This is a genomic window from Terasakiella sp. 4MB5A (genome assembly GCF_050058155.1).
GTDB lineage: Bacteria > Pseudomonadota > Alphaproteobacteria > Rhodospirillales > Terasakiellaceae > Terasakiella > Terasakiella halodenitrificans.
In genome coordinates this window covers 1,811,771-1,835,437 of the sequence record NZ_CP188815.1, presented here as the reverse complement: position 1 = coordinate 1,835,437, position 23,667 = coordinate 1,811,771, and the positions used below count along the sequence as shown (strand labels likewise).

The following is a 23,667-nucleotide window of genomic DNA, read 5'->3' as shown; positions in this document are numbered from 1 at the left end:
GAATAGACAAGGGTGAAATATAAAAAAGTTAAATAAATTCAATGAGTTGGTTAATAATGATTATTAATTCTAATCGCGTTTCAGGTCTTGCTTATGTATGTAAAAGCTCTGTTCTCCCATCATGCGAGCCGGAAAAACTTTTATTTCAGAAAGACTTGAAGGCTCAGTGGTGCTGACATCCCATATTGGTAAATCCAGTTGGTAAGGATAATATTTGTCAAAGACATGACTGTCGGGAAGTCGGTCATGCAGGTAATGGACACCATGATGGGTTATCACCTTATCGGCACTTTCCTTTAGCAGGTGTTGCCGTGTCAGTTCTAAAGGTGCTGGTTGGGGGGGATTAAAGTTTATTTGATTCGAAATGAACACCTGTAAAACGACAAGGCCATAGAGGATGATTTTATTTATAAGATAATCGGTTTTTGCGATGAGGATGAGACTTAAAATTAAAGGTAAAGCCAAGTGACGCAGGTTTTCGGGGTTCTGGAAAAGTAAAACCCACGTCCAACCGGCTACAACGACAAAGGCCAAAATGCTTTTGCGATGGGGATAGAGGCTGAAGGCCAAGCCAAGACTGAGAGCTAAAAAATAAACCAGTCCGCCGGGGATACGTGAAAAGCTGTCGAACCAGGATAGGTCACTGGTCCCGAGCGTGGTATTCCCCCATAAAAGGAAATGTCCTTCGATAAAGCGCCACCCTTCCCACACAAGTGGCATTTGTTCGATCGCGAGCAGGCCGAAGAAAAACAATAAACAGAGTGTGGCGCAGGCAAAAACAAAAGGAAGGGCAGCTTTTTTGTCTTTGAAGATTGCTGCACATATGAAAACTGCCGCAAAAATAACAAAGGAAGGACGACAAGCCAAAGCCGTACCGAGTAACAGGCCGCTGATTGTGAAATTACCTTTTCGATATTGCCATAGGGCGGCAAGGAAAAATGCAATACCCGCACCGTCAGACATGAGGCTTAGCCCCAAATATGGCAAAAGCGGCATGCCGAGTGCGCATAAAAATACGGCAAGACGGTTTTTGTCTACACACAAGAAGCAAAGCAGCGGAATGGCAAGTGCCATTGAGAGGGAGAGAATAGACAGGGCGTTTAGCGAACTAAGACCAAGGCTATATAAAGCTTTGCCGAGCAGGATAAATCCGGGATAACCGGGGAAATGCGGTCTGAATTCCAGAATGCTGAACCGTTCAATGCCGCGCAAGAAAAAATAAGCATCATCGTTTGAAAGAGAGGGCGCAAATGAAAACAGCCAAACAGCCAAAGTGCCATAAAGGCCGCAGGCGATAATCCAGCCCCCTATCTTAAAGCTTGGCAAATTCTTTCACCAGTTGATCAAGTGCCTTTTGATATGCATCCGGGTCGGCAGGTGTTTGCCCTGCCCCGAATACGCCGGGCTTACCAATTGCGTTCAGGCAGTTTTGCAAAGATTTTGCGATATTGTCGGCTTGTTTTTTTGGTAATTCCGGCTCAATCACGTCGAAGAAACGTTTGGATTTCATCACCATGACTTTGGTGCTTTGATAATTATCGAGATTACGCGCGGCAATCATGAGGCGTCGTTGAATTTCAGCTGCAAACAAGCGATGAATATTATGAAGGACAGCTTTTTGGTCTTTTTGTTCCACAGCCTTTTCAAAATCGCTGAGCAACGGTTTATCGAATTTATGAGATAGAAACTCGATATCATCTTTCATCAGGTTGAAATATTTAGCAACTTTATCGAAATCATTTTTCTGAAATCCGCTGACGATCCCGTTACGCCCATCGATCAGGGGTTCTTTGCCCGCAGCAGAATAGGAATAGGCGCTGGCGTGCCCTGAAATGGTAAAACTCAGCAGAAGAACGAGAAGGAAGCGCATGAAATTCTCCTAAGCGACACTTTGGGTCTCAATGACCGTGCGTTCGTTGCGATGATCAAAAATGGCACGGCGGCAGTCTTGGCCGTTCAGAACAGCGCGTGCCGCCATTTGCCCCATTTCCATTGCTGTATCTGTGAAGATATAGCGAAATGTTGCCTGTCGTCCACATTGAATAAGGTTGTTAAATGGATTGAGATAGGCAATGGCTTTTTCCCGTTCGATTTCGTATCCCACAGACATCAATGGATAGGCCTGCGCCCCGAAGGTGGAAAAATATTCCCCTGTCGCTTGTCGGGACGGAACGCCAAGGCGATCCAAATCTGTGCAGGCGCGTTTAAACAGGTCGGCATCCTCCATTGTCCAGAGGTCACTGCCCGGATCACAAGGAATTTCCAGCATGAGCGAGCTATGCCCGTTTGGTGCCATATAGGGGGAACGTCGTTTGGGTTCTTGCAGACGGGTCGCCATGATGTGTGGATCGGATAGATATTGCCATGTGTTATCCGAAATATTATCCGCTTCCATTGGCATGCAGAAAAAACGCACACCACGAAATTTTAAGGTGCTGGTCCCGCCACATAACCTTACCATGTCGGGTAAAGATATTGTTGAAACGTATTGATCTGCAATAATTTTCTCGCCATTGGCAAAGATAGCGGTAATTTGATCCTGTCCACATTCAATCCCGTCTATTTGCGTTCCATAACGGATTGTTCCGCCAAGGCGTTCAAATTCACGGGCGATTTTTTCAAAGATAACACCAAAGCCATATTTGGGATAGCGGTACGAATGAGCATAGGTGCGCGGTGTCGCATCGCGTGTGGGCAGCAGGCGTCGTGCAACATCTTTTAAATCCAGCAGGCTGATGCGTTGGGAGGCCCAATCGGCAGACAGGTTTTTAGGATCAATCCCCCAAAGTTTTGCCGTATAACCTTCGAAGAAATTGCGGTAAAGTGTTTTGCCAAAACGGCTTTCAATCCATGTGGCAAAGCTGGTGTTGTCGGGTTTCTGAAAGGGCAAGGTCGCCAAATCCAGCCCCGCGCCAGCCAATAACGCAGTTGGGGCTGTCTTTAACAAATTTCCAAGCGCAAGCGGATAGGCATAGGTGCGCCCCCGAAAGCGAATAACGCTTTTGCGATAGGCGGTTAAAAGATCGTCTCCGACCAAATCTTCGACCAGTTGCAGCAAGTCGGGATCATGGGTGATAAAACGGTGGCCACCAAAATCAAAACGATAGGTACCGTGTTTGCCTTTAAAGGTCGTTGTACCGCACAATCCGCCTTCAACCTTGCGTTTTTCATACAAGGTTACTGTCTTACCAGCTTTTGCAAGTTCATAGGCCGCCATAAGACCCGCAGGCCCCGCACCCAATACGGCAATGGTTTCAACCATATCAGGGGTGCTCCAGCATGGTGGTAGACTGGGTCATCAGAACTGCTTTTGGGTTGGGGAGTTCAGGATAGGTTTGACGCACCGCATCCGTCACCCATTGTGGGTAGATACGGAACATAAGTTTAGTGTCGACTTGCAAGGGATAAGCGGCATCTGTCGGGATGTCAAAACGTTCATCGCGGTATCCGTTTGCTGGGATTTTGGTATCTTTTAACATTTTCTCATACCGCCAGAAGGCAAGACCAACAGGTTTACCATCTTTATCACCAAAGACCTTTTGGAAGAAACGGGCCTCTTTTGCCACATTGCCTTTGTCATCCATTTTACCTTCGGACAAAACGATATTGCCCTTGGCATCTTTAACGGTGATATCCAGCCACAATTGACGGAAATCGGCAACTCCAGTGGGTAAGGCATGCCCTGCCCCGATGTTTTTTACACGCACGTTTAACTTTCCATCCGGGGTGATGCTGTTTTCCATTTTGGCCGCCGTTTGCAACAGATCAATACTCATGTTCGCCAGTTTTTCGTTGCGCAATCCGACAAGGTGGTGATTGGCCCCGGTAAACTGATGCGTGACCACATTGTCTTTTACCCGCCCGCCATCGGTGGAAATACCGGGAACATTTTCCCCGATCCGTTTGACATCGGCGTGCATATGGCAATCAATACAACCACGGTGCTTGCTGGGATCTTCCGGGTTGTTGTAGTCGGATTTTTCCCACTCCCCATAAGTATCCACAATAACGGCACCTGTACCGGGGGCAAATTCGTTATGGCATGTACTACAGAGTTCCGAGTCTTTATAGAACGGTTGGCTATAGGATTTTGCATGGACTTCCGGTTTTGCGTTGATCTGGTGGTTCCCTGCCCAATTTAATAAATCGTTTTTGCTGTTTTCAAAGATATAAAGCTCACGGTCTTTAACATTGACTGAGAAACTGGCATTCCCACCTGCTTTTTTGCCACGGGCATCTTCCAATTTGGTGATGCGGTGACAGAAGAGACAGCCCGTGCCCTCATCCAGATCAGGTTTCTTTTCTTCCAAGGCTTTAAACAGGGTTTCACCGCCTTTTTCGAACATATGGCCTTTTTCGATCGTCGCGGTTAAACCTGTCAACAATCCTTGGGGATGGTGACAGCCCATACACCATTTACGGAATTCTTCGCCTTCGGTTTGGGCGGCGACTTCTTCCACAACCTTGTAATAAGGGTTGGAATCCCCCATCAAACGGTGCAATGAGTCTGCCCATTGATCAAACATATCGGAATGACATTCTGCACAGGCTGCGGAATTGACCCATTCTTCGGCGTGTACGGTTTTGCGTTCATCATCCAGTCGTAACCATGTGGACAGAAGCGGCAGGTTACCTTTTGCCAGAACAAAGCTATGGAGATCATCCATTTTGTTTTTGACTTTTTCAGGTAGGTTCGCCGGGTCTACTTTTTTGGCACCGTCACGTTCATCAAATCCCATACCGCCTTGTGTTTCCTGAATGATACGAACGTAATCACCCGCAAAATCACCGGCAACCATATTGCCCAGTTTTTGGTGACCGATCAGGGCATTATCATATTTATCGGTTGGCGTATCACGGAACATATAGCCAGTGGTAAAATTAAACCCGTCCAGATGGCAGCTTTGGCAACTCATCCAAAAATCGCCTGCCATTGGATAATCGGTATCATCGTTGGTATTGCCTGACATAAACAAGGTTTTGCCGCGTCTGAGTTGGGGGTCCAATGGATCGTTTGCCACCAGCTTGGCGAAAACAGGTTTGACCAGCTTGGCGCGTGCAAACGGTCCTTCCCCGCCACGGGTCATTTGGGTGATATCAAGGCTCATGGCATTCTGGATGAAGATATCTTGCCCGGATACGACAATTCCGCGTGGTGTATCGCCGGGGAGATGACGATAAATTTGTTGAACTTTTGCTCCCCCTTGATTGAGCTTGCCTACACGGCGTGCGCGGCGTTTTTTCTTTTTCTTGATTTCAGTCCGGCGCGACAGGTCAAAGACCATCAGGTCTTCACTGCCACTGAGTGTGATATAAACTTTTTTACCGTCAGCGCTGAAGGTCGCATCATGCGGGTTGGATACAATACGTGTGCGTTTGGTTGTTTCCACAATGTTGATTTGCTTGAACAAATGTTTGCGGCGATCAACCAATTCCTTTTCTTTTCCTTTGTTCAAACTGAGTAAGGAGACAGAAGGGAAAACAGTGGATTGAAACTGGAACGGGTGATCAAAGTTCCAGAGAACATGCGGTAACCAAGCTTCCGTTTCATCCGGGCTGATAGCAATGTCGTCCAGCAGGCGCGGTACCCCTTGCGAGATAAACTCGTCTTCCGGTTCCTGTGTTTCATGTAATTTCAAGGTGACATTAAGTGCAGGCGGTAAAACGGTTGTATCGTAAATGGAGACTTCACCGATCATGGAATGGGTAACGAGTAAGCGCCCATCTGATAACAGGGCCAAGCCACGTGGCGTTTCACGGGTTTTTAAATTGTAAACAACGCCCTTATCCGGGTGAAGTCCCAAAAGGCGGTGCCCTTCAAAAGCCGCAACCCAAAACAGTTTGTTTCGTGGGTCATAGACAATCCCGAAGGGACGGTACGCAACTTTATACTCGCTGAGAATTTTGTCTTGGTTGAAGAAAATAACACGATGACCTGTGTAATCTGTCGCGGCCATCAATCTGTTTTCACCAAGGGCCAAACGACGAATATCACCACCGAGCGTAATCTCGCCAAGCCGTTTTGCGCTATCTTTATCAATCCAAGATACGCTGCCGGTATCACCATTGGCACTATACAGGATTTTTGTATCGGGACCTAGTGTGAAACCCGTAGTTTCAACGGCTGCAAATGCGGTGGTGGAAAGAGCTGCGATGGCAAGACCAAAGGCAAGAAGCCATTTTAAGGCTTTAAGCATGCTCCAGCGTTTTGCATGCATATAGACAATGATGGCAAGGGGGATGCTGGGTAATAAATGCATCCAGTACACAGCCTGCCCCATCAGGTCACCCCGGTTGCCGAAAAAGGATAAATACAGACCGCTCAGAAACAGTAAGATTAAAATATATTCGATAAGGGTACCGGACTTACGCAGGAAAGGTTTGGTTGATGATTTCATTAAATCACGATGCGATAACCAAAACGGCAGAACGAAAATAGGAAAAAGAATTAAGGAAACAAGGAAATGAATTCCCAATGCCGGTCGTGTCACTTGCCACGGCAGACTAAATCCATCCCATAATAAAAGGCCGCTAATCACCAGAATATAAAGGATAAATTCGGCAGGCTTGGATTGATACGAAAGTTTGCGCCAAAGGGACGCCGCCGCAATAACTTCTTTATGTGTTTTTCTTGTTTGCGTACTCATGTTCGCTCATTCTGCTCTGAAGTAAAGTAAGAATAAATATTAATCTCAGAAGGTCTACATAATTGCAAATGCGTCTTAATTGATATACGTCAAAAATCTATGATAGAACGCAAAAAAACCGGGAAAACCTTTTGAGAAAGGCCTCCCCGGTTTTTGAATGAAAAAGGTTTATCGTTTTGAAACAATTGCCTTATTTGCCATTGTCATGGCGGTGCCGTATTTTCCACCTGCATAAACAACTTGGGCCACACCGTCTTTATCTGTGTCACCATTGTTGTTTTCGCTGAGCAGGTTCTCACCGGAGTCGCCGACCCATTCAGCCAACTGCATACCTTCATTGGTTTTTTCACCGTTAATGACGGTACGGAACCACGTGGTGTAACGTTTTGTCAGGTGTGCCAAATTCAGATTGGGATTGTTCTCACCTTCTTCGTTACGCAGATCCAGCATCAAGGAACGTAAACCGGCACTGACAGCTGCCACTGTGTACGGTGTATATTGCGTTGGTTGCCCGATAACATTGGCATAAGTGCCCGTATCTTTGTCAAACATCAGGGCTTCGACTTGGTTGTAAACGTTACGTGCAGCTTCTTTGTAACGCATATCGCCTGTGGCGGTTGTTGCGGCTGCGAGACCGCGGATCACGGCAAACTGAGTGCCAACGGTTTGGTTTTTGCCTGCGCCATCTTTCAGGTTATAGCTATCAACAGCCAAGCCATTTTTTGCAATCAGTTTATCAACGATAAAATCAGCTTGCGCCTTGATCATTTCCAAGGCCCGTTGACCACGCTCTGTATTCAGGCTTTCACCGGCATCAGCTGACGCATAACCAACCGGCAGCGCATCTTGTGAACGTTGGAAGATCGTTAGGGCTTGCAAGGCGTAAGCGGCATCAAAAGTGGTCACGTTTTGACCAATAACATCATCAACCAATGTGCCTGCTTTGGCATCAAAATGCAGGGCATCCAAGTTTTTGAAAGCGGCATTTGCCAAGACACTAACGACGGAGAACGGATCATCGCTTTCTACATCGTTATTCAGGTCTGTATCTGTGTTGGCCGCCGGGGCACTGGGGAATGGCGCCCCATCAAATACAGAAAGGAAAGCCGGGTTTTGGTTCGTGTTAGCACTGCGTTGGTCACTAAAGGCGTAAACTTCGCTGAGGGGCCACAACAGCATCCATGTGTCGCGTAATGTGGAACGACCATCTGTCACTTTCAGGTCCCCAATGGCTTTGGTGCCATTGACCATTTTTTCGCTAACCGCAACATTGGCCGGGAACCAGACCGGACCGTTTGCCGGATCATAGGTACTGGTGATTTTTGTGCCCAGTTGTTTACCGTCATAGCCGAACTGGTTTTTCAAGGTAAGGAGCTTGTCCCATGTGATTTCTGTCAGGATAACACCGTTAAAACCGTCTGCTGAAGACACACCCAACGCATGTTTGCCGTCCGCATCCATATCGGATGAGGTGGCTTCCACTTCTTCATCACCTTCAACTGTATGCATGCCGCCAAGGAAATCTTGTGACCACATAACGTCTTTTAACATCTGTCCGCCGACGGCGGCGGGATTGAAGGATTTGTCCATACCGGACTCAATCCATGCAAGGGAGGCATAATCACGGAAATAAGCCGGGATATCGATTTTGACTTTCGATGATTTACCCTGTGCATCCAGCATGTCAACTTCGTCTGTATTGACGGTCGCAGTATCCACCTGCCCCGCAAATTCAGGCATACCGTTTTGATACGGGAACGTGATCGGATACATATTCAACGGAATTTCTTCTGTTGGGAAAGCAACGGATGCAGACAATTCAATAAAACGCTTGCCTAAGCTTTCCGGTGTGCCACCACGTTTTGTGTTAAGCGGGCCGTTGGCAAGGTGCGGTCCCATTTTTGATTGATAATTAACCGCATACATCGCTTCTTCGGAATACTCATAAGACTCGATCCCGGCTGTGTAATCGAAGGCTGTCGGTTTGTTCAGAGCCACAGGATCAAGTACATCAAGATCAAGCCCCAGACTTTCAGCCAAGGGTTCGCCGGAAAGTTCAAATTCCGTATATGCCAGAAAACCGCCACCGGGGTTAAAGGATTTATCGACAACTTCTACCTTTACGCCGTCTGCAAAGGCAGCACTGGAAATGGCCAGTGCGGAAGTTAAGCTCAGGAATTTAAGTGTTTTAGACATTTGTATTCCAATTGGTTTGTTGCGAGTAATTATCAATATCTATTCTTTTTGCATAAAAAAAACCTATTTGCAAATGATTTTCATTAATTGTTGATGGTATTTTAAATGAAGTATATTAGCGAGTTTATAAAAAAACGGGACAGATAATCTGCCCCGTTTAATAGACTGTAAAACTGTAAATTTAGCGGCGATAGCCTAGAAGTTAAATGTGACGTTTGCTGTAAGTGTATGTGCTTTCATATCGTCAAAACCGTTTTGACCAGTGTTTGCCCATAGATAACGGTATTTTGCGCCGACATATGTATTCTTGTTGATTGCGTAATCCAACCCAACAATTGCGTTTGCAATAAGGTTTGTATCGCTTTCGCTGCCATTGACTTGCAATGTTCCGATAGAATCAATTGTATCTTTGCTATAAACCGCACCAATCCCAAGGCCAACGAAGGGCGAAAGTCTGCTTTTTTTGTTCCCCAGAGGCGTGAAAATAGCATTGGCAATTGCTGTCACGGTTTGAATGGAACCATCAATATCTGCACTGCCGTTGACAACATAGTTTGTCCCCCCAGCGCTTGCCGTCAGGTTCCCTGTGACTTTGTCGTAATCAAACTTGCTGTATCCGGCTTCAAGTTCAAGGGCAACAAGGTTGTTCATATGGCGACCTACTGCACCGGATATGGTGTAGCCAGCTTTCTTTTCGATGTTACCTGTGGCGTTTACAGTCACCCCGTATTGGGTGGCGGAAGAAGAAAAGGAGGTATCTTCAGCGATCACGATGCCCCCATCAACCCGACCATAATAAGGTGAGTTACCGCCAGCTTGCGCAACGCATGCGACAGACATAGAGGCCATTAAAGACAGCGCAAATTTTTTAATCATTTTAAATTTCCTTTTATGTAATTTTTACACCTTTAAATTGTTCGCTGTCGGAGCTGTCAAGTTTTGTTTATTTTTTTTAAACAATCATTGCACAACAAGGCTTTAAAATGTTTCCATAGAATGCGAAAGACTAGAGTGAATTATGAAAAATACAGTTAGGGTGAATAAGAGTATGAGCAGAGCAATCTCACCGTTTATCGCGTTGTTAGCGAGTATTTGGTTGATCAACCTCGGTGGTGGGTTGCAAGGCACATTGCTGGGCTTACGTGCAGAGATGGAGTCCTTTGAGTTGACATCCACCGGCTTTATCCTGTCTTCTTACTTCTTGGGCTATATTGTCAGCTTTTTTGTTATTCCCTCTTTTATTAACAGTGTTGGGCATATCCGGTCTTTTGCAGCTTTTGCGTCTCTTTCTTCTGCGGCGACGTTGTTGCATGCGGTCTTTGTTGATCCTTATGTCTGGTTTTGTTTGCGCCTCTTAACGGGCTTGTGCTTTGGCGGATTGATTTTGGTTGGAGAAAGCTGGTTAAATGCATCTACAGGCAATGATAATCGTGGGACGGTGTTTTCTGTTTACATGCTGATTGTCCTGAGTGCCTCAGCAATCAGCCAAATTCTCCTGAATTTGACTTCAGTTTCCGGTTACAATCTGTTTGTGTTGGTCTCTGTTGCCTTGTCGGTTGCCCTTCTTCCTCTCACTTTGGGGAAAAAGATTGTTGCACCTGAAATTCAGGAAAGTTCGACAATGGCGTTTGGCAAGCTGGCAAAGCGGTTTCCACTTGGCATGCTGGGGATTGCAGTGTCCGGTTTGGTCAGCGGTGCATTATGGACAATGCTGGCTGTTTATGTTTTGCGGATCGGGCTGGATACATCCGATGTCTCTCAAGTCATGTTTTTCCTGATGGTTGGTGGGATGGTTGCTCTTTGGCCGATTGGGAAGCTTTCAGACCGTATAGATCGACGTAAAATTATCCTCGGATTGGGACTTGGGACATCTTTGGTTTGCACACTCTTTTTAATTCCTGCTTTCCTGAATGCCGATACCATCAAATATATGGCGGCTCTTTTAGGCTTTATGGCCTTCCCGCTTTATGCCATTTCATCCAGCCATATTAGTGATTATCTTGAACAAGATGAATTTGTCCCGGTTTGCGGATCGATGGTTTTATTTTATGGATTGGGTGCGTTGATTGCTCCGTTGGTCTCTGCTCAGGCGATGCAAATTATTGGGCCAAAGGGGTTGTTTATCTTTATGTTTGTTATTCAAATTCCGTTGATTGTGGTGGCAGCGGTTCGTATCTTTAAGAAAGAAACTTTGTCGAACGATGAAAAAACAGATTTTGTGTTCGAAATGCTTGCTGTTACACCTTCTGTCAGTCCGCTTGATCCTCGAAATCAGGAAGCCGAGGAATTAGCGGATGAAGCACAAAGAGAAATGGAAGAACGAGAAATTGCAGATCAAGAAGCCCTTGATGATGACGATACAATTCGGATGACGGACTGATAATGTTTTATAGTTGAAAATCAACGTTACTAGCTATATTTTTTATATATAAACGGGGATGTTCATTCATATGTATAAATTTTTAACAGTTGCTTTAATTGCTCTTATCAGTAGTTTTAGTGTAAATGCACAGTCTAATAGTAGTTATTGCCCCCAAAAAATCGGAATGATGCAGGGGGATCCTTTGGCAATTCCGGCTAAAGAAATTTTAGTGAAAATTTATAAGAAATTAGGCTGTAACATAAAGGTCGTCCCTTTACCCGGTACAAGAGGAATCTTGCACTTCAATAAAAAGCTGGTGGATGGTGAGCTTTACCGTTTGTCTCTTGCTGAAAAAGCTTATGAGCAGACCTTTGTGCGCTCCCTTGTTCCTCTTTTTAAACTCACAAATGCCATTTGGGAAAACTCTGATTATAATATCTCGAATAAAAAACCCTTGGGATACGTTAAGGGCATTAAATGGCACGAAGAATATATTCTAAAACATTTTTTGGACATGCAGAATATTGCCCAGTTTTATTCGGAAGATAAAATGTATGAAGCGTTTAATCGTGGGGCAATTGGCGGTTTTTTAAGTGAAAAACAAACGGTTAAACTGTTGATGGATGATGGACGCTTAAGTGTCTCCCCCCGCCTTAAATTCACTGTGGAAAGCAAACCGCTCTATCATTATTTAAGCAGCAAATATTCAACTTTTATGGCCGATTTTTCTAAAGTTATTGAAGCGGAGCATCCGTTTTCTATTTTAGAATAAAAAAAACCTTGCTCAAGCGAACAAGGTTTTTTTTGTATTAGATTTTCTTTGGCTTACGCTTGCGTTTTATCGGGCCCATGCCAGCCTTACTGTCCCCGTCTTTTTTGGGTTTATAAGACTTTTTGCTTTTTGCAGGCTTGTCTGTTCTTGGGGCACTGTCATCATTTGACTTGCCTTCAAACTTTTTATGTTCACCAGATTTCCCACGATGGGCAGCTTTGCGCGGACGACGCTCTCCTCGATCTTCGCGATCATTTCTGCTGCGTCCTTTGCGGTTGTTATCACGTGCGCTGCGTTTGCCCCGTGTATCAGAACTAAATTCAGGGACTTCTTTTAAACGATCAATGGTGACGCCGTTTTCGACCTTGCGGCTTGGCCCGACAGCGGCGAGGAATTTATCAATGCTATCAGGGTGGAATTCAACAAAGGTGGTATCATCCTGAATTTTAATCGCGCCAATTTCCCCTTTGGTGATATGGCCTGCCCGACAGAGCATGGGCAAAATCCAACGAGGTTCCGCATTGTGTGTGCGCCCGACAGAGAGACTGACCCAGACGCCGTTTTCAAAATCGACCCTTGGGCCTTTTTCGGGGCGTTCCCGGTCTTTGCCTTGCGGGGCATCCAGCAATTCTTCAGGGGCTGGTTGTTCGGTATTTTGCAGACGGATCAAGGCCAGTGCAATTTGTTCAGGGCTGAATTTCGCCATGACGTCCTGCAGAAAGTCCTTTTCATTTTCGTCAATTTCCTGATCGAACACAGGGTTGGTCAGGAAACGTTCGCGATCACGTTGCAGGACCTCTTCGACAGAGGGCGGCTTGGTCCAATCTGCAGTGATTTTGGCATGGTTCAAGACTTGTTCTGTGCGGCGGCGTTGATTGTAAGGCACAACCAGTGCGCTGACCCCTTTTCGCCCTGCCCGTCCTGTTCGTCCGCTTCGGTGCAGCAAGGCTTCGCTGTTGCGGGGAATGTCTGCGTGGATCACCAGTTCCAGATTGGGCAGATCAATACCGCGCGCGGCAACATCGGTTGCGACACAAACGCGGGCACGTCCATCACGCATGGCTTGCAAGGCATGAGAACGCTCATTCTGGCTCAGTTCACCGGACAATGCGACAACAGAAAAGCCCCGGTTGTTCAGGCGACTGTGCAAATGATTGACGGTCGCACGGGTCGCGCAGAAAATAATGGCATTTTTGGCTTCATGGAAACGCAAGATATTGATGATGGCATTTTCGCGGTCACTCGGGGCGACTTGAAAGGCCTTATATGTAATATCGCGGTGTTGCTTTTCCGCTGCCTTGGTTTCAAGGCGAACAGCGTCCCGTTGATAGCGTTTCGCCAAGGTGGCAATCCCGCGCCCGACAGTTGCGGAAAACATCAGGGTGCGGCGCTCAACCGGTGTGGTATCCAGGATACATTCCAGTTCTTCTCGGAACCCCAGATCCAGCATTTCATCAGCTTCATCCAGAACAACACAACGCAGCGCCGACGGCTCTAAAGACCCGCGCTCGATATGGTCGCGCAAACGTCCGGGCGTACCGACGACGATATGTGCGCCGCGTGACAGGTTGTTGCGTTCGGTTCGCATATCCATACCACCGACACAAGACGCGATTTTGGCCCCGGTGAATTCATAAAGCCATTCAAGCTCCAGCTTCACTTGCAGGGCGAGTTCGCGTGTCGGTGCAATGACCAGCGCCAAGGGCTTTTCCGCACGGGAAAAATTTGTCGCTTCGCCTAAAATTGTGGGGGCAAAGTTCAAACCAAAGGCAACGGTTTTTCCGGAACCGGTTTGTGCAGAAACAAGCGCATCTACATCAAGCATCTCAGGGGCAATCACAGCCTCCTGAACAGGTGTTAACGTTTCATAGCCTCGTTTTACCAATGCCTGTTCGAGTGATGAAACAACACCTTCAAATTTTGTCATACTGTATCTTTCAAAAGAGAAGATATTATTATACTTCTCTTGTTTTCATGTGCCCTGAGTATGACCGCAATGTCCGGTCATGGCACGCTCTTTATCTATTTTCGAGAATAGTTCCCGTCAGGTTTGGGCGGATCCGGTCCGTTGAAAAAAACTTCGCTTAAAAGAGCAAAACTTTCCAATGATTAAGATTATGAGAAAACAAACGATAACCAAAACTGAAAAATAAGCTTTAAATCAATAATTTACGCGTATCCAAAATAAGCGCAAATAGACCGAAACCCTTACCTACACTTCCGCCTGCCAGAATGCAAGCACTTTCCTTTTGGGGCATTCAATATGGCGTTAGAGTAAAGCCTGCTTCATCTATTGCGGTAGGTCTGTGCTATTGAGGTTTAGTTGCAGTGGTAAATGATCACTCACTTCAAGCCATTTTCCTTCTTGGAAGATCTGAAAGTTAATGATTGTTTCGTAGAACATTTCTGAACCGAACATATAGTCGATATGATAGGGTCTCTCTTGTTTCCTGTACATGTAAAATGTAGGCTGGAGTTCGCTGCCTTGCGCTTGACCTATATGATTATGATACAAGCTTTTTATGTGTAGCTCTTCCAGTTCTCTAACCACATCGCTGTGGTTCCACCATCGGTCCCACTTGTCCCATTGGGTATTACTGTTAAAATCCCCAGCGATCAGTATTTCATCTTCAGCCAGGCGTTGCTTGTGCCTTTGAAGATATTTCCAAAACTGGCCGATATATTTAAAAGTTGGGGAATTTGCTTGTTTGGTCCAAACGCCTAGGTCCTGTTGACAAAGTGGGTTCACAAATTGCTTAGAATGTGATTCAAGACTTCTTTTTATGAGGAGAAGTCTATGCGGAATTTGATGAGCGACGATGAATGGTTATTCTTCGAGCCATTCCTTCATGCCCAAGGGCCAAAATCTGGCCGTCCTCCCTCAAATCACCGCCTCACTCTTGATGGTATTTTTTGGATTGCCCGGACAGGAGCACCTTGGCGTGACCTCCCCAATTACTTCGGTAAATGGTCCTCTGTTTATCGTCAATTCCGCCGCTGGACATTGCTCGGCGTTTGGGATGTTCTACTGGATGCCTTGAACGATGCCAAAGCCGTTCCAGATACAGTGCAAATGATAGATAGCACAATCATCAGAGCCCATCATCAGGCTGCTGGGGCAAAAGGGGGACTCAAAAAGAGGATCTCGGCCGTTCAAAAGGTGGCTTTACGTCCAAAATACACCTTCGAACAAATGCCGAAGGCTTGCCAATAGCTCTGGAAATCAGCGAAGGCCAAACATCAGATTACAAAGGGTATGCTCCATTGATGGAATGGGGTGGTCCAGATGCCAAGGTTCTATTGGCAGACAAAGGCTACGATGCAAACTCCATTCGGGACGATATGGAGAAACGCGGTGGATACGCCATGATCCCAATGCGGAAAAACCGAAAGGAAATCACTCCCGTTGATGATTTCGTATATGGCTTGAGAAATCAGGTTGAACGCTGCTTCAACAAACTCAAAAATGCTCGCCGGGTTGCAACTCGGTATGACAAGACGATGCTCAGTTTCCTTGGCTTCGTGCAGGTCACATCAATTCGGGTATGGGTAAAATACTTTGTCAACAGGACCTAATCTCCTTATGGAGCACACAGAGCTTGTTTTTAGTTTAAATCGTTAATTATTTTTCAATTTAACGTGTTAGGCGAACCGTCACCTGCATACGAGCCGCAAATTCACTTTTGCCAAGAGATTTGAAAGGTTTCATCTCGCGAGGACCGAGGACAATTGGAAACCAAACGCCTCCATCACCAACAAGAAAGCCCTCATCGTCTAACCAATCAAATTTGTAATCGAGAAGAAATTTTGCATCAGTCAAATTTTGTACCATTACCTGTCCGCGCATGAAATTTCCCAATGGAGCAACACGAGGTTTAATGATTTTGACCTTATCAACAAGGTCTGCACTACCCAAGACTAACCGTGCTCTTGGATGCGATTGGTCTACAATGCCATCTTCTGCATACGAAAGCCCCGAATCCGAAAAAAACAAAGCCCCTAATAACAACAAAAAGTAAGCTTTTCTAAGCATTACATTCCCCCAAACACTACCCTAAGCATTAACACGTAGCCAAATAGTTGCGCATGACCAACCTTGAGTCAAGAGGCTTCAACTTAGGTCCTGTTGACAAAGTATTTTACCCATACCCGAATTGATGTGACCTGCACGAAGCCAAGGAAACTGAGCATCGTCTTGTCATACCGAGTTGCAACCCGGCGAGCATTTTTGAGTTTGTTGAAGCAGCGTTCAACCTGATTTCTCAAGCCATATACGAAATCATCAACGGGAGTGATTTCCTTTCGGTTTTTCCGCATTGGGATCATGGCGTATCCACCGCGTTTCTCCATATCGTCCCGAATGGAGTTTGCATCGTAGCCTTTGTCTGCCAATAGAACCTTGGCATCTGGACCACCCCATTCCATCAATGGAGCATACCCTTTGTAATCTGATGTTTGGCCTTCGCTGATTTCCAGAGCTATTGGCAAGCCTTCGGCATTTGTTCGAAGGTGTATTTTGGACGTAAAGCCACCTTTTGAACGGCCGAGACCCTCTTTTTGAGTCCCCCTTTTGCCCCAGCAGCCTGATGATGGGCTCTGATGATTGTGCTATCTATCATTTGCACTGTATCTGGAACGGCTTTGGCATCGTTCAAGGCATCCAGTAGAACATCCCAAACGCCGAGCAATGTCCAGCGGCGGAATTGACGATAAACAGAGGACCATTTACCGAAGTAATTGGGGAGGTCACGCCAAGGTGCTCCTGTCCGGGCAATCCAAAAAATACCATCAAGAGTGAGGCGGTGATTTGAGGGAGGACGGCCAGATTTTGGCCCTTGGGCATGAAGGAATGGCTCGAAGAATAACCATTCATCGTCGCTCATCAAATTCCGCATAGACTTCTCCTCATAAAAAGAAGTCTTGAATCACATTCTAAGCAATTTGTGAACCCACTTTGTCAACAGGACCTAGCGATCAGACCATTCCACTTTGGCACCCATATTGGGCAAGGTCTCTGAAGAATGTTTCAGTATCCTCATTTCCCAATGCTTCTTCTGCAACAAAGCTGCGAATGTTATTTTCCTTCACCACTGCCTGTAGCTGGTCTTGTAAATTGGTTGTCATAATCTCATAATTACGATTTAAAATAGCGGGACAATTAATCCCACGGGTTCCTCACAATGCGAGGACAAGCTGTCAAATGTCGTGTTTCTATCCAAAGATAATCGGCATGAAACACAGTTTTTAAAAAAATTGCATCATCTCTCAATAGTTGCATATAAACAATAAACAGAAATCAACATATACCTGAAAACCAAGTCTGAAAATATTTTCAAAAAACATTTGAGGGCTTGTCGTTTTTAAGAGCTGTTTCTTCCACATCAATTGTTAAACAGCCTTAAAACCGCTTATTGTAAAATTGCCCCGTTGGTTGATGTCTCCCAACGCTGATATGTTCCCCCCTTTACGCTGATAAAGTCTAAAATGAAATTTGCGCTTTCGGGTTTTGCCCATATAATTTGCCTGAACTTTATTTTTAAAGATTTTTTATGCGCGCAGACCAAGCCAAAACAATTCCTATTTCTTCCTACCTTGAAAATATTGAAGGCATCACGCCTGCCCATTCTAAAATGGACGGCAAAGAATTATGGTATTCAAGCCCTCTACGTGAAGGCGATAAAACACCGTCCTTCAAAGTCGATCATCACGATAATATTTGGTTTGATCATGGGCTGGCACAGGGCGGCAATATTATCGACCTCGTGTGCATAATCAGAAACACGACTGTTAAAGAGGCACTTTCCATTTTGGAAAGGTCGGGTCTTTATCAGGGGGGATACGCACAAAAGCGTTCTCCATATGTTCAAGACCGTCCTTTGACAAAATTTGAGCGAATTTTTGCTGGTGAAAAAGAAAAAACTGAAGAGGTTGATAAAAGCCTTCAGTTAATTTCAGTGAAAGAATTGTCACACCCTGGCCTACTTGAATATATCGAAAGCCGTAAAATTCCTCTACATATTGCGAAGCAATATTTAAAGCAGGTGCATTTTAAACCTGCTGATAAGCTGGTTGAATATTTTGCGCTTGGCTGGCCTAATGGTGAGGGCTTTGAAGTTCGTAATGTCAAGTTCAAAGGCTTTGTCGGCAAAGGCAAAGATATATCCGTCCTAAATTCACACCATCGAAACGACATTATTGTCTTTGAAGGATTCATGGATTTCCTGTCCTACCTTGCTTTCCTTGAAACTGAAAAAGGCATTACAGAAATTCAAGCCACAATCGTGATTTTAAATTCAACATCACTCAGGGAGAAATTACTTGAAGTGGTTACCAAATATCAGCCGCCTTCAACCTATCTATTTTTGGATAATGATGGGGCCGGGCGTGATGCTCTTGAGTTTTACAAGCAGGCCAAATTAGACACTGTTCTGATCGACAAATCTGGTCTCTATTCAAGCTTCAAAGATTTCAATGAAAAATGGGTTGCAAAATCACAAAAGCACCTGAAGCAATGAAGGTCAATTAATCTCACCCCGTAAAATCATAACCATATTTTCAGCCTATAAGATAAGTCACCCTCTATGATTTTTCTTTTTTTCATCCGCAAATTATTCAAAGTTCAGACTGTATTTATAAACTCCTATTTAATAGTCCTACCTAACATTAGTATTCCTGCAAAAAATTATGGGCCTATGCCCCACTCTTCTGCCACCCCTGAAAGTCATTTTTGCATAAAGGGTCACAACCCTTTGCACAAAGGGTCATGGCAACTGACACAAAGGGTCAAAGAGTTTTACACAAAGGGACACAGTCGGATAACTGCTTGCACAGACTGTCTCAGGAGTTTTTAACATTTTGGGCGCAAGCTACATTCAGCCCCACATGGTTTGATCCAATCTTTTCCGACGGAATGAGCAAGGCGGTGCATAATGGCGGTGAAATATTTTTGACGGCTCTTGATGTCTTGTTTTCCAGCTTTCAATTCCTTGAACTCGCCCAAAGCCCTAAAGATCATATTGTCAGAATAAAAACGGGCAAAACACATATAGAGATCGCGGTTTTCTTTCATGGCACCAACTACTTTACCAATCTCGTCAGCCAAATAAGCTTGGTAATCATCATCCTTATTCGCAACAGGCAAACTTGGCTTTGTCTTTCCACGTTCACCATTAGCCTTACAAACGCATTTCCAGTCTGCACCATCTGCACTTTCCCTGATTTCAAAGGAAAGTTTTTGAAGAGTTGAAAGCTCAAGTCCGTTCAACTGAGACTGAAGTTTCTCCAAAAGCTGAAGCCTTTGGCTTTTGTATCTATATCGCCCAGGCATTAAACCGAGGTCTTCAACGAGATTAAGGGCCTTTCTTTCATAGAAAGGATTTCAGGCCAGAATATTATCAAGGCGGCTGTAGAGAACCTTTGCCACGGATGACGTGATTGCCTTTCTCGCTTTCCAGTTTACAGGGATCGTCCTGCGTTTTTTCAAATTATCACGGATATATTGATCAAAACGCACAAAGCAGGTTTTCTCAAAACGATTACCCAATGATGCCCTTTCATCCAGACTTGCATAATCGAACGTCTCTAAGATATGCTGGTTTTTAACCGTCTGGTGAGGCTGATCTGCTTTATATGACAGGGACCATGATAAAGTGGTCTCAAATAGGCGCTGCATCTCCTCTATGAGGATATTGCACCACTTCCCTTTGATGGGGACTTCCATGTAGCGCATAATCTCTCTGAGCGATATTTGCATTGGTTCATCTGGCATGTCTCGCGCATACCAGATTTCTTCCAAGGCCAAATACACATCGTAACTGCGATAGGTAAAAGCTTTCCCGCCAACAACGGGCTTTACTGTGACCGATGCACAGACTTCCCTCTTATCAGGTAAAACCACTGTCCATTTTTTGATGCGTACTTGATCAAGTCAATGGGCCTTTCAATGGGGAAATAGGAAACTTGCCCAACGGTTCATATTTTCTTCAGAACGAATGAGAGATGCGATTTCTTTATCTGTAATTTTCATCAACTAAATTTAAAGGATAAACTTATTAGGAGGCAAAGCCTTGATCCAATTATATGGATAATTTCCAAATAGCAAATCGGTTTCCCTGTTTAACCGAGGCACCTGAAACACCAGAGTTATAAAGTTAAATTTGGTGAATTAAAATTATTGAATATACTGATTTTACAAGTTTATTTGATTAATAAAAACCTTATGAAAATTACGGTCTACAGCCTGAAAGGTTCTGCGGGTAAAACACCTATTGCTGTCAATATCGCTCTTGATAAGGGCTACGCAATCTGAACAAACGAACCTTATCATGTTCTGGACGGGATTATCCCGAAAGAAAGGTTATTGAGCGTCGATCCAGATAAACCATTTCCACATATCCCGGAAGACATTGACATGGTTTTTGATCTGGCTGGGTCAATCTCGCGAAAAGCCAAAAGCATCACGTCTGCGATTTTACAAAGTGATGTGGTCGTCGTTCCCATTTATAACGAGCTTAAAAGCATCAATGCAGGCATTCACACCATTGCAGAAGTCTCACGCTTTACAAACAACATCATCGTTGTGGCAACAAAAATTGCCAAGAAAACAAAAACCACAAAATATGACAATGGCTGGATGTTGAGCATTGATTGTACAAACATAAAAAAAATGGTTGAAGCCAAGATTGATTTTCATGTGCCTGTGTTGCCGTTAAAATTTTCAAAGGCATTTGATGCTATCTTTGAAAAAGAAAAATCCATTCGTCAAATTATGAAGGGCAATCCGCTCAGGCGTTATAGTTATAGGGAGGTTGCTCAGCAATTTGACGATCTTTATTCCTTTATCCAAAAATATTATGCCAAGTAAGAATGATCTATCTGCTATTAAGCTTGATCTTAAAAATTCATTGCCTGATGGTTTGACCACCAAGACGGGGCGTAAATGCAAGGCTGCTGGTGAAAAAGAAAATAAGGTTGTGGTGCTTAAACTCAAAGCATCTGAATATGACGCACTGAAAAATCAAGCGAGGCTAGTGCCCCTTGGCACATTTGTTAAACACCACTTACGCCAAGAAACCGATTTACTTGGGTAACCTGACTTACTTTGATTTGCGTCAATTCACATTTTTGGTGTAATATTGCACCAACAGAACATCGGAGATTGATATGAGCAGACAAAGCATTTCTTTTACCGACCCCAATAGTGAATGGTTAAAAACCAAGATTGAGGTTGAAGGTGAATATAAAAGTAACAGCGAAGTTGTAAATGAACTGATCCGCCGTGAACGGGCACGAGAACGTTCGGAAATTGCCGCAATCCGCCTTGCCTTGCAGGAAGGTGAAAATAGCGGTCTCAGTGAAAAATCCCCCGATGATATTATACAAAGCGTCTTGCAGCGTAAGATCACTGCATGACAAATTTCAGACTGACCAAGGCAGCTGCTGAAGACTTCGAATCAATATTTGAATTCAGCATTGATCATTTTGGAAAAGCTCAGGCCGTTAAGTATGCCAATGGCTTAAAAATGCGATTTAGTGATATTACGAATACCCCAAAGCAATATCCCGCTGTTGATCATATTGCCCCTGATTACCGCCGTAGTGTTTACGGCTCTCATGCTATCTATTATCGTATTGAGACCGATTACATCCTTATTGTTCGTATCTTGGGTCAACAGGATGTGGGGGCTTCCTTACCTTAAACCTTCATAAAGAAAACTCCCTTCATTTCTGAAGGGAGTATCATTTCAGCTAAAAGCCAAAATCAAATTGTTGAATTCCCCCTCCTGTCGCATTCACAATTGAAACGACAGGTTCAGGGGCTTTTGTTGGTGTTTGTAAATTCACCTTTGTATTTTTATTTTCACCCGCATTCCTTCGAGCCAGCTTGCTTTGCCAAAAGCCAAGATGATGAGCAGGCGTATGCCAAACCTCACGCACTTCAACCCGAATTCGTCACAAACCTTTACCTTATCTATAATAACATGAACAATAACAGCGAGTTATGTTAAAATTCTCTGTGACTAAAAATAACAGGGTGTTTTTCGATGTTGTTTTCATCTCAGGGGAAAAAGCAGGTTGTGGCCGCCTTCGACGGTGGGGAGATTACGTCGGATGGCGGGGTGGTTTTATTGCGCCAAGCAGCGCGCCGGATGAATTTATTTTCCCGTTTGGCAGGTTGTTTTTGGGATGAGCGCGATGCGCGTTATATTCGCCACGACCTGCCTGACTTGCTGGCCCAGCGGGTGACAGGGTTGGCCCTTGGCTATGAGGATTTGAATGATCATGACAGCCTGTGTCTTGATCCGGCCCTGCGGCTGATGTCCAAAAAAGAAACAGACAAGCTGGCCTCATCCGTCACCCTGGGGCGGGTGGAGTGCTGCACAACAACGGGCAACAAACGCTATCACAAACTCAGTCCTCGTTTTTATAAAATGCAGGAACTGCTGTGCGATCTGTTTCTGGATCATCACAAGCAGCCCCCCCATGATATCATTCTTGATATTGATGCCACCGATATTGAAGTGCATGGTCATCAGGAAATGTCGGCTTGGAATGGCTATTACGAACAGCGAGGCTTTCTGCCGTTGTATATTTTCTGCGGGCCGCACCTGCTGTGGGCACAGTTGCGCGAAGGCGATTGTGATGGGGCCAAAGGGGCCCGCCGCGCCATCTCCACCATCGTCAAACAAATCCGAAAATCTTGGCCCGAGGTCGATATCCTGGTGCGCGCAGATAGCGGGTTTGTGCGCAAACCTCTCATTCGCTGGTGCAAGGCCAACAGAGTGGACTTTATCTTTGGACTGGCGCGTAATTCATATCTTCTGCGCAAGGCAACACAGGCCCGTTCACAAACGTCAAAGCAACGGGTCCAAGAGGGGCGCACCTTCCTGAAAAACTTCGGCCTGTTTGCCCATATTCCCAAGACCGGGTCGTGGGGTCGGCCTTACAATGTGATTGCCAAAATCGAAGATCGTGAGGGCAGTGACCAGCATGTCCGTTTTCTCATGACCTCGCTGGATGAGACCTGCCCCCGCGTGATCCGTGGGGTTAAGGAAGCGCGCAAGGAGATGGCAAGGAACAAACAACCCCTGGGCAAAGACATTGTCGCTCGTGTGCTGTACGAAAAAATCTACTGCCCGCGTGGCGATATGGAAAATCGCATCAAGGATTGTCAGCTCGATCTATTTGGGCATCGCGCAAGCGCACATAAATTCCGTTCCAACTACCTGCGCCTTTTGCTGGAGGGCTTTGCCTATGTGCTGATGACGCATCTTCGCCTGAAAGCGCTGAAAGGCACGATACTCTCCCAAGCCGCCCCCCGCACCATCCGACTGAAGCTTTTCAAGATTGGCGCCAAGGTCACGCGTTCTGTGCGCCGGATTAAACTGAGCTTCCCGGATGCCTATCCCTGTCAGAGCCTTTTCTTCACCGCCTGGCAGCGGCTCATGGCCCCCATATAAAAACGGCTTATTCAGTGCGCAATAAGTTACAGCCTTTACAAAAAGGAACAGGTCAGCACGCCCCCAAATCATACATAATCTACCCATGGTTGTTTTTGCGCGTAAATATCCTCACACCACCAACACAAACCTGCCAGCCAGGATGGGTTGCACCCATTTGCAAATGATTTTTGGGTAATTGGTAAGGAAAATACCCACGACAAATCAATTTGTGAATTATCCGGGTTAACG

The 23,667-nt window shown here is 45.3% G+C and carries 21 protein-coding genes and 1 pseudogene; 9 read left to right on the top strand and 13 right to left on the bottom strand.

Translation table 11 applies throughout. The features are described 5' to 3' along the window. Window positions 1-69 precede the first annotated feature (69 nt). From ACI0FF_RS08410 to ACI0FF_RS08385, 6 genes are all read right to left on the bottom strand, one after another. Window positions 70-1,326 (bottom strand): hypothetical protein, encoded by a 1,257-nt coding sequence (locus tag ACI0FF_RS08410; protein WP_419796868.1) that lies wholly within the window; start codon window positions 1,324-1,326, stop codon window positions 70-72. After that, window positions 1,313-1,870: a hypothetical protein gene (locus tag ACI0FF_RS08405; RefSeq protein ID WP_419796867.1), complete on the bottom strand. Its 558-nt coding sequence runs from the start codon at window positions 1,868-1,870 to the stop codon at window positions 1,313-1,315. Before ACI0FF_RS08405 ends, ACI0FF_RS08410 begins: the two co-directional genes overlap by 14 nt. 9 nt (window positions 1,871-1,879) lie before the next feature. Continuing rightward, entirely contained in the window at window positions 1,880-3,262 is a 1,383-nt protein-coding gene (locus tag ACI0FF_RS08400) for an FAD-dependent oxidoreductase (protein ID WP_419796866.1), read from the bottom strand. 1 nt (window position 3,263) lies between these two features. After that, window positions 3,264-6,647, bottom strand: a complete 3,384-nt coding sequence (locus tag ACI0FF_RS08395; RefSeq protein WP_419796865.1) for a hypothetical protein — start codon at window positions 6,645-6,647, stop codon at window positions 3,264-3,266. Window positions 6,648-6,815: 168 nt separating this feature from the next. Continuing rightward, window positions 6,816-8,843: a hypothetical protein gene (locus tag ACI0FF_RS08390; protein WP_419796864.1), complete on the bottom strand. Its 2,028-nt coding sequence runs from the start codon at window positions 8,841-8,843 to the stop codon at window positions 6,816-6,818. A 195-nt stretch (window positions 8,844-9,038) separates the two neighbouring features. Next, the gene (locus tag ACI0FF_RS08385; protein WP_419796863.1) at window positions 9,039-9,719 is read right to left on the bottom strand and encodes an outer membrane protein; all 681 of its coding nucleotides are present in this window, start codon (window positions 9,717-9,719) and stop codon (window positions 9,039-9,041) included. Between the two features lie 172 nt (window positions 9,720-9,891). On the opposite strand from ACI0FF_RS08385, the gene ACI0FF_RS08380 reads away from it, so the two are divergent. Next, entirely contained in the window at window positions 9,892-11,223 is a 1,332-nt protein-coding gene (locus ACI0FF_RS08380; RefSeq protein WP_419796862.1) for an MFS transporter, read from the top strand. Window positions 11,224-11,293: 70 nt separating this feature from the next. Continuing rightward, the gene (locus tag ACI0FF_RS08375) at window positions 11,294-11,977 is read left to right on the top strand and encodes a hypothetical protein (RefSeq protein WP_419796861.1); all 684 of its coding nucleotides are present in this window, start codon (window positions 11,294-11,296) and stop codon (window positions 11,975-11,977) included. 37 nt (window positions 11,978-12,014) lie between these two features. Here the strand turns inward: ACI0FF_RS08375 and ACI0FF_RS08370 are convergent, their stop codons facing one another. Together ACI0FF_RS08370 and ACI0FF_RS08365 are read right to left on the bottom strand one after the other, a co-directional pair. Beyond that, a complete protein-coding gene (locus ACI0FF_RS08370) occupies window positions 12,015-13,904 on the bottom strand; it encodes a DEAD/DEAH box helicase (RefSeq protein WP_419796860.1) in 1,890 nt (629 codons plus the stop codon). 363 nt (window positions 13,905-14,267) lie between these two features. Then, window positions 14,268-14,726 (bottom strand): hypothetical protein, encoded by a 459-nt coding sequence (locus ACI0FF_RS08365; protein ID WP_419796859.1) that lies wholly within the window; start codon window positions 14,724-14,726, stop codon window positions 14,268-14,270. A gap of 48 nt (window positions 14,727-14,774) precedes the next feature. Here ACI0FF_RS08365 and ACI0FF_RS08360 point away from each other — a divergent pair. Further along, window positions 14,775-15,553, top strand: a pseudogene (locus tag ACI0FF_RS08360) (IS5 family transposase). A 58-nt stretch (window positions 15,554-15,611) separates the two neighbouring features. Here ACI0FF_RS08360 and ACI0FF_RS08355 read toward each other — a convergent pair. The 3 genes from ACI0FF_RS08355 to ACI0FF_RS08345 form a co-directional block, all read right to left on the bottom strand. Then, window positions 15,612-16,010, bottom strand: coding sequence for a DUF1425 domain-containing protein (locus tag ACI0FF_RS08355; protein ID WP_419799636.1), 399 nt, complete (start codon window positions 16,008-16,010; stop codon window positions 15,612-15,614). Window positions 16,011-16,093: 83 nt separating this feature from the next. Then, window positions 16,094-16,872, bottom strand: a protein-coding gene (locus tag ACI0FF_RS08350) for an IS5 family transposase (RefSeq protein ID WP_419796873.1) whose coding sequence is annotated in 2 segments (ribosomal slippage) — window positions 16,094-16,551 and window positions 16,551-16,872 — 780 coding nt in all. Because the reading frame shifts where the segments join, the coding sequence is not laid out codon by codon here. Window positions 16,873-16,951: 79 nt separating this feature from the next. Next, entirely contained in the window at window positions 16,952-17,101 is a 150-nt protein-coding gene (locus tag ACI0FF_RS08345; protein WP_419799635.1) for a hypothetical protein, read from the bottom strand. Window positions 17,102-17,526: 425 nt separating this feature from the next. On the opposite strand from ACI0FF_RS08345, the gene ACI0FF_RS08340 reads away from it, so the two are divergent. Further along, window positions 17,527-18,492 (top strand): toprim domain-containing protein, encoded by a 966-nt coding sequence (locus ACI0FF_RS08340; RefSeq protein WP_419799634.1) that lies wholly within the window; start codon window positions 17,527-17,529, stop codon window positions 18,490-18,492. Window positions 18,493-18,824: 332 nt separating this feature from the next. Here the strand turns inward: ACI0FF_RS08340 and ACI0FF_RS08335 are convergent, their stop codons facing one another. Both ACI0FF_RS08335 and ACI0FF_RS08330 read right to left on the bottom strand, forming a co-directional pair. After that, on the bottom strand, window positions 18,825-19,262 hold the full coding sequence (locus ACI0FF_RS08335) for a hypothetical protein (protein ID WP_419799633.1): 438 nt from the start codon (window positions 19,260-19,262) through the stop codon (window positions 18,825-18,827). Window positions 19,263-19,355: 93 nt separating this feature from the next. Then, window positions 19,356-19,874, bottom strand: coding sequence for a hypothetical protein (locus ACI0FF_RS08330; RefSeq protein ID WP_419799632.1), 519 nt, complete (start codon window positions 19,872-19,874; stop codon window positions 19,356-19,358). A 462-nt stretch (window positions 19,875-20,336) separates the two neighbouring features. Here ACI0FF_RS08330 and ACI0FF_RS08325 point away from each other — a divergent pair, with 462 nt between their 5' ends. The 5 genes from ACI0FF_RS08325 to ACI0FF_RS08305 all read left to right on the top strand — a co-directional run bounded on the left by ACI0FF_RS08325 (window position 20,337) and on the right by ACI0FF_RS08305 (window position 23,436). Next, window positions 20,337-20,840 (top strand): hypothetical protein, encoded by a 504-nt coding sequence (locus ACI0FF_RS08325; RefSeq protein ID WP_419799631.1) that lies wholly within the window; start codon window positions 20,337-20,339, stop codon window positions 20,838-20,840. Beyond that, window positions 20,797-21,066 (top strand): hypothetical protein, encoded by a 270-nt coding sequence (locus tag ACI0FF_RS08320; protein WP_419799630.1) that lies wholly within the window; start codon window positions 20,797-20,799, stop codon window positions 21,064-21,066. The genes ACI0FF_RS08325 and ACI0FF_RS08320 overlap by 44 nt, the downstream gene beginning before the upstream one ends. 73 nt (window positions 21,067-21,139) lie before the next feature. Beyond that, on the top strand, window positions 21,140-21,388 hold the full coding sequence (locus ACI0FF_RS08315) for a ribbon-helix-helix domain-containing protein (protein WP_419799629.1): 249 nt from the start codon (window positions 21,140-21,142) through the stop codon (window positions 21,386-21,388). After that, window positions 21,385-21,675: a type II toxin-antitoxin system RelE/ParE family toxin gene (locus ACI0FF_RS08310; protein ID WP_419799628.1), complete on the top strand. Its 291-nt coding sequence runs from the start codon at window positions 21,385-21,387 to the stop codon at window positions 21,673-21,675. The genes ACI0FF_RS08315 and ACI0FF_RS08310 overlap by 4 nt, the downstream gene beginning before the upstream one ends. Before the next feature lie 345 nt (window positions 21,676-22,020). Then, complete coding sequence (locus ACI0FF_RS08305; RefSeq protein ID WP_419797666.1) at window positions 22,021-23,436, top strand: IS1380 family transposase; 1,416 nt, start codon at window positions 22,021-22,023, stop codon at window positions 23,434-23,436. Window positions 23,437-23,667 lie beyond the last annotated feature (231 nt).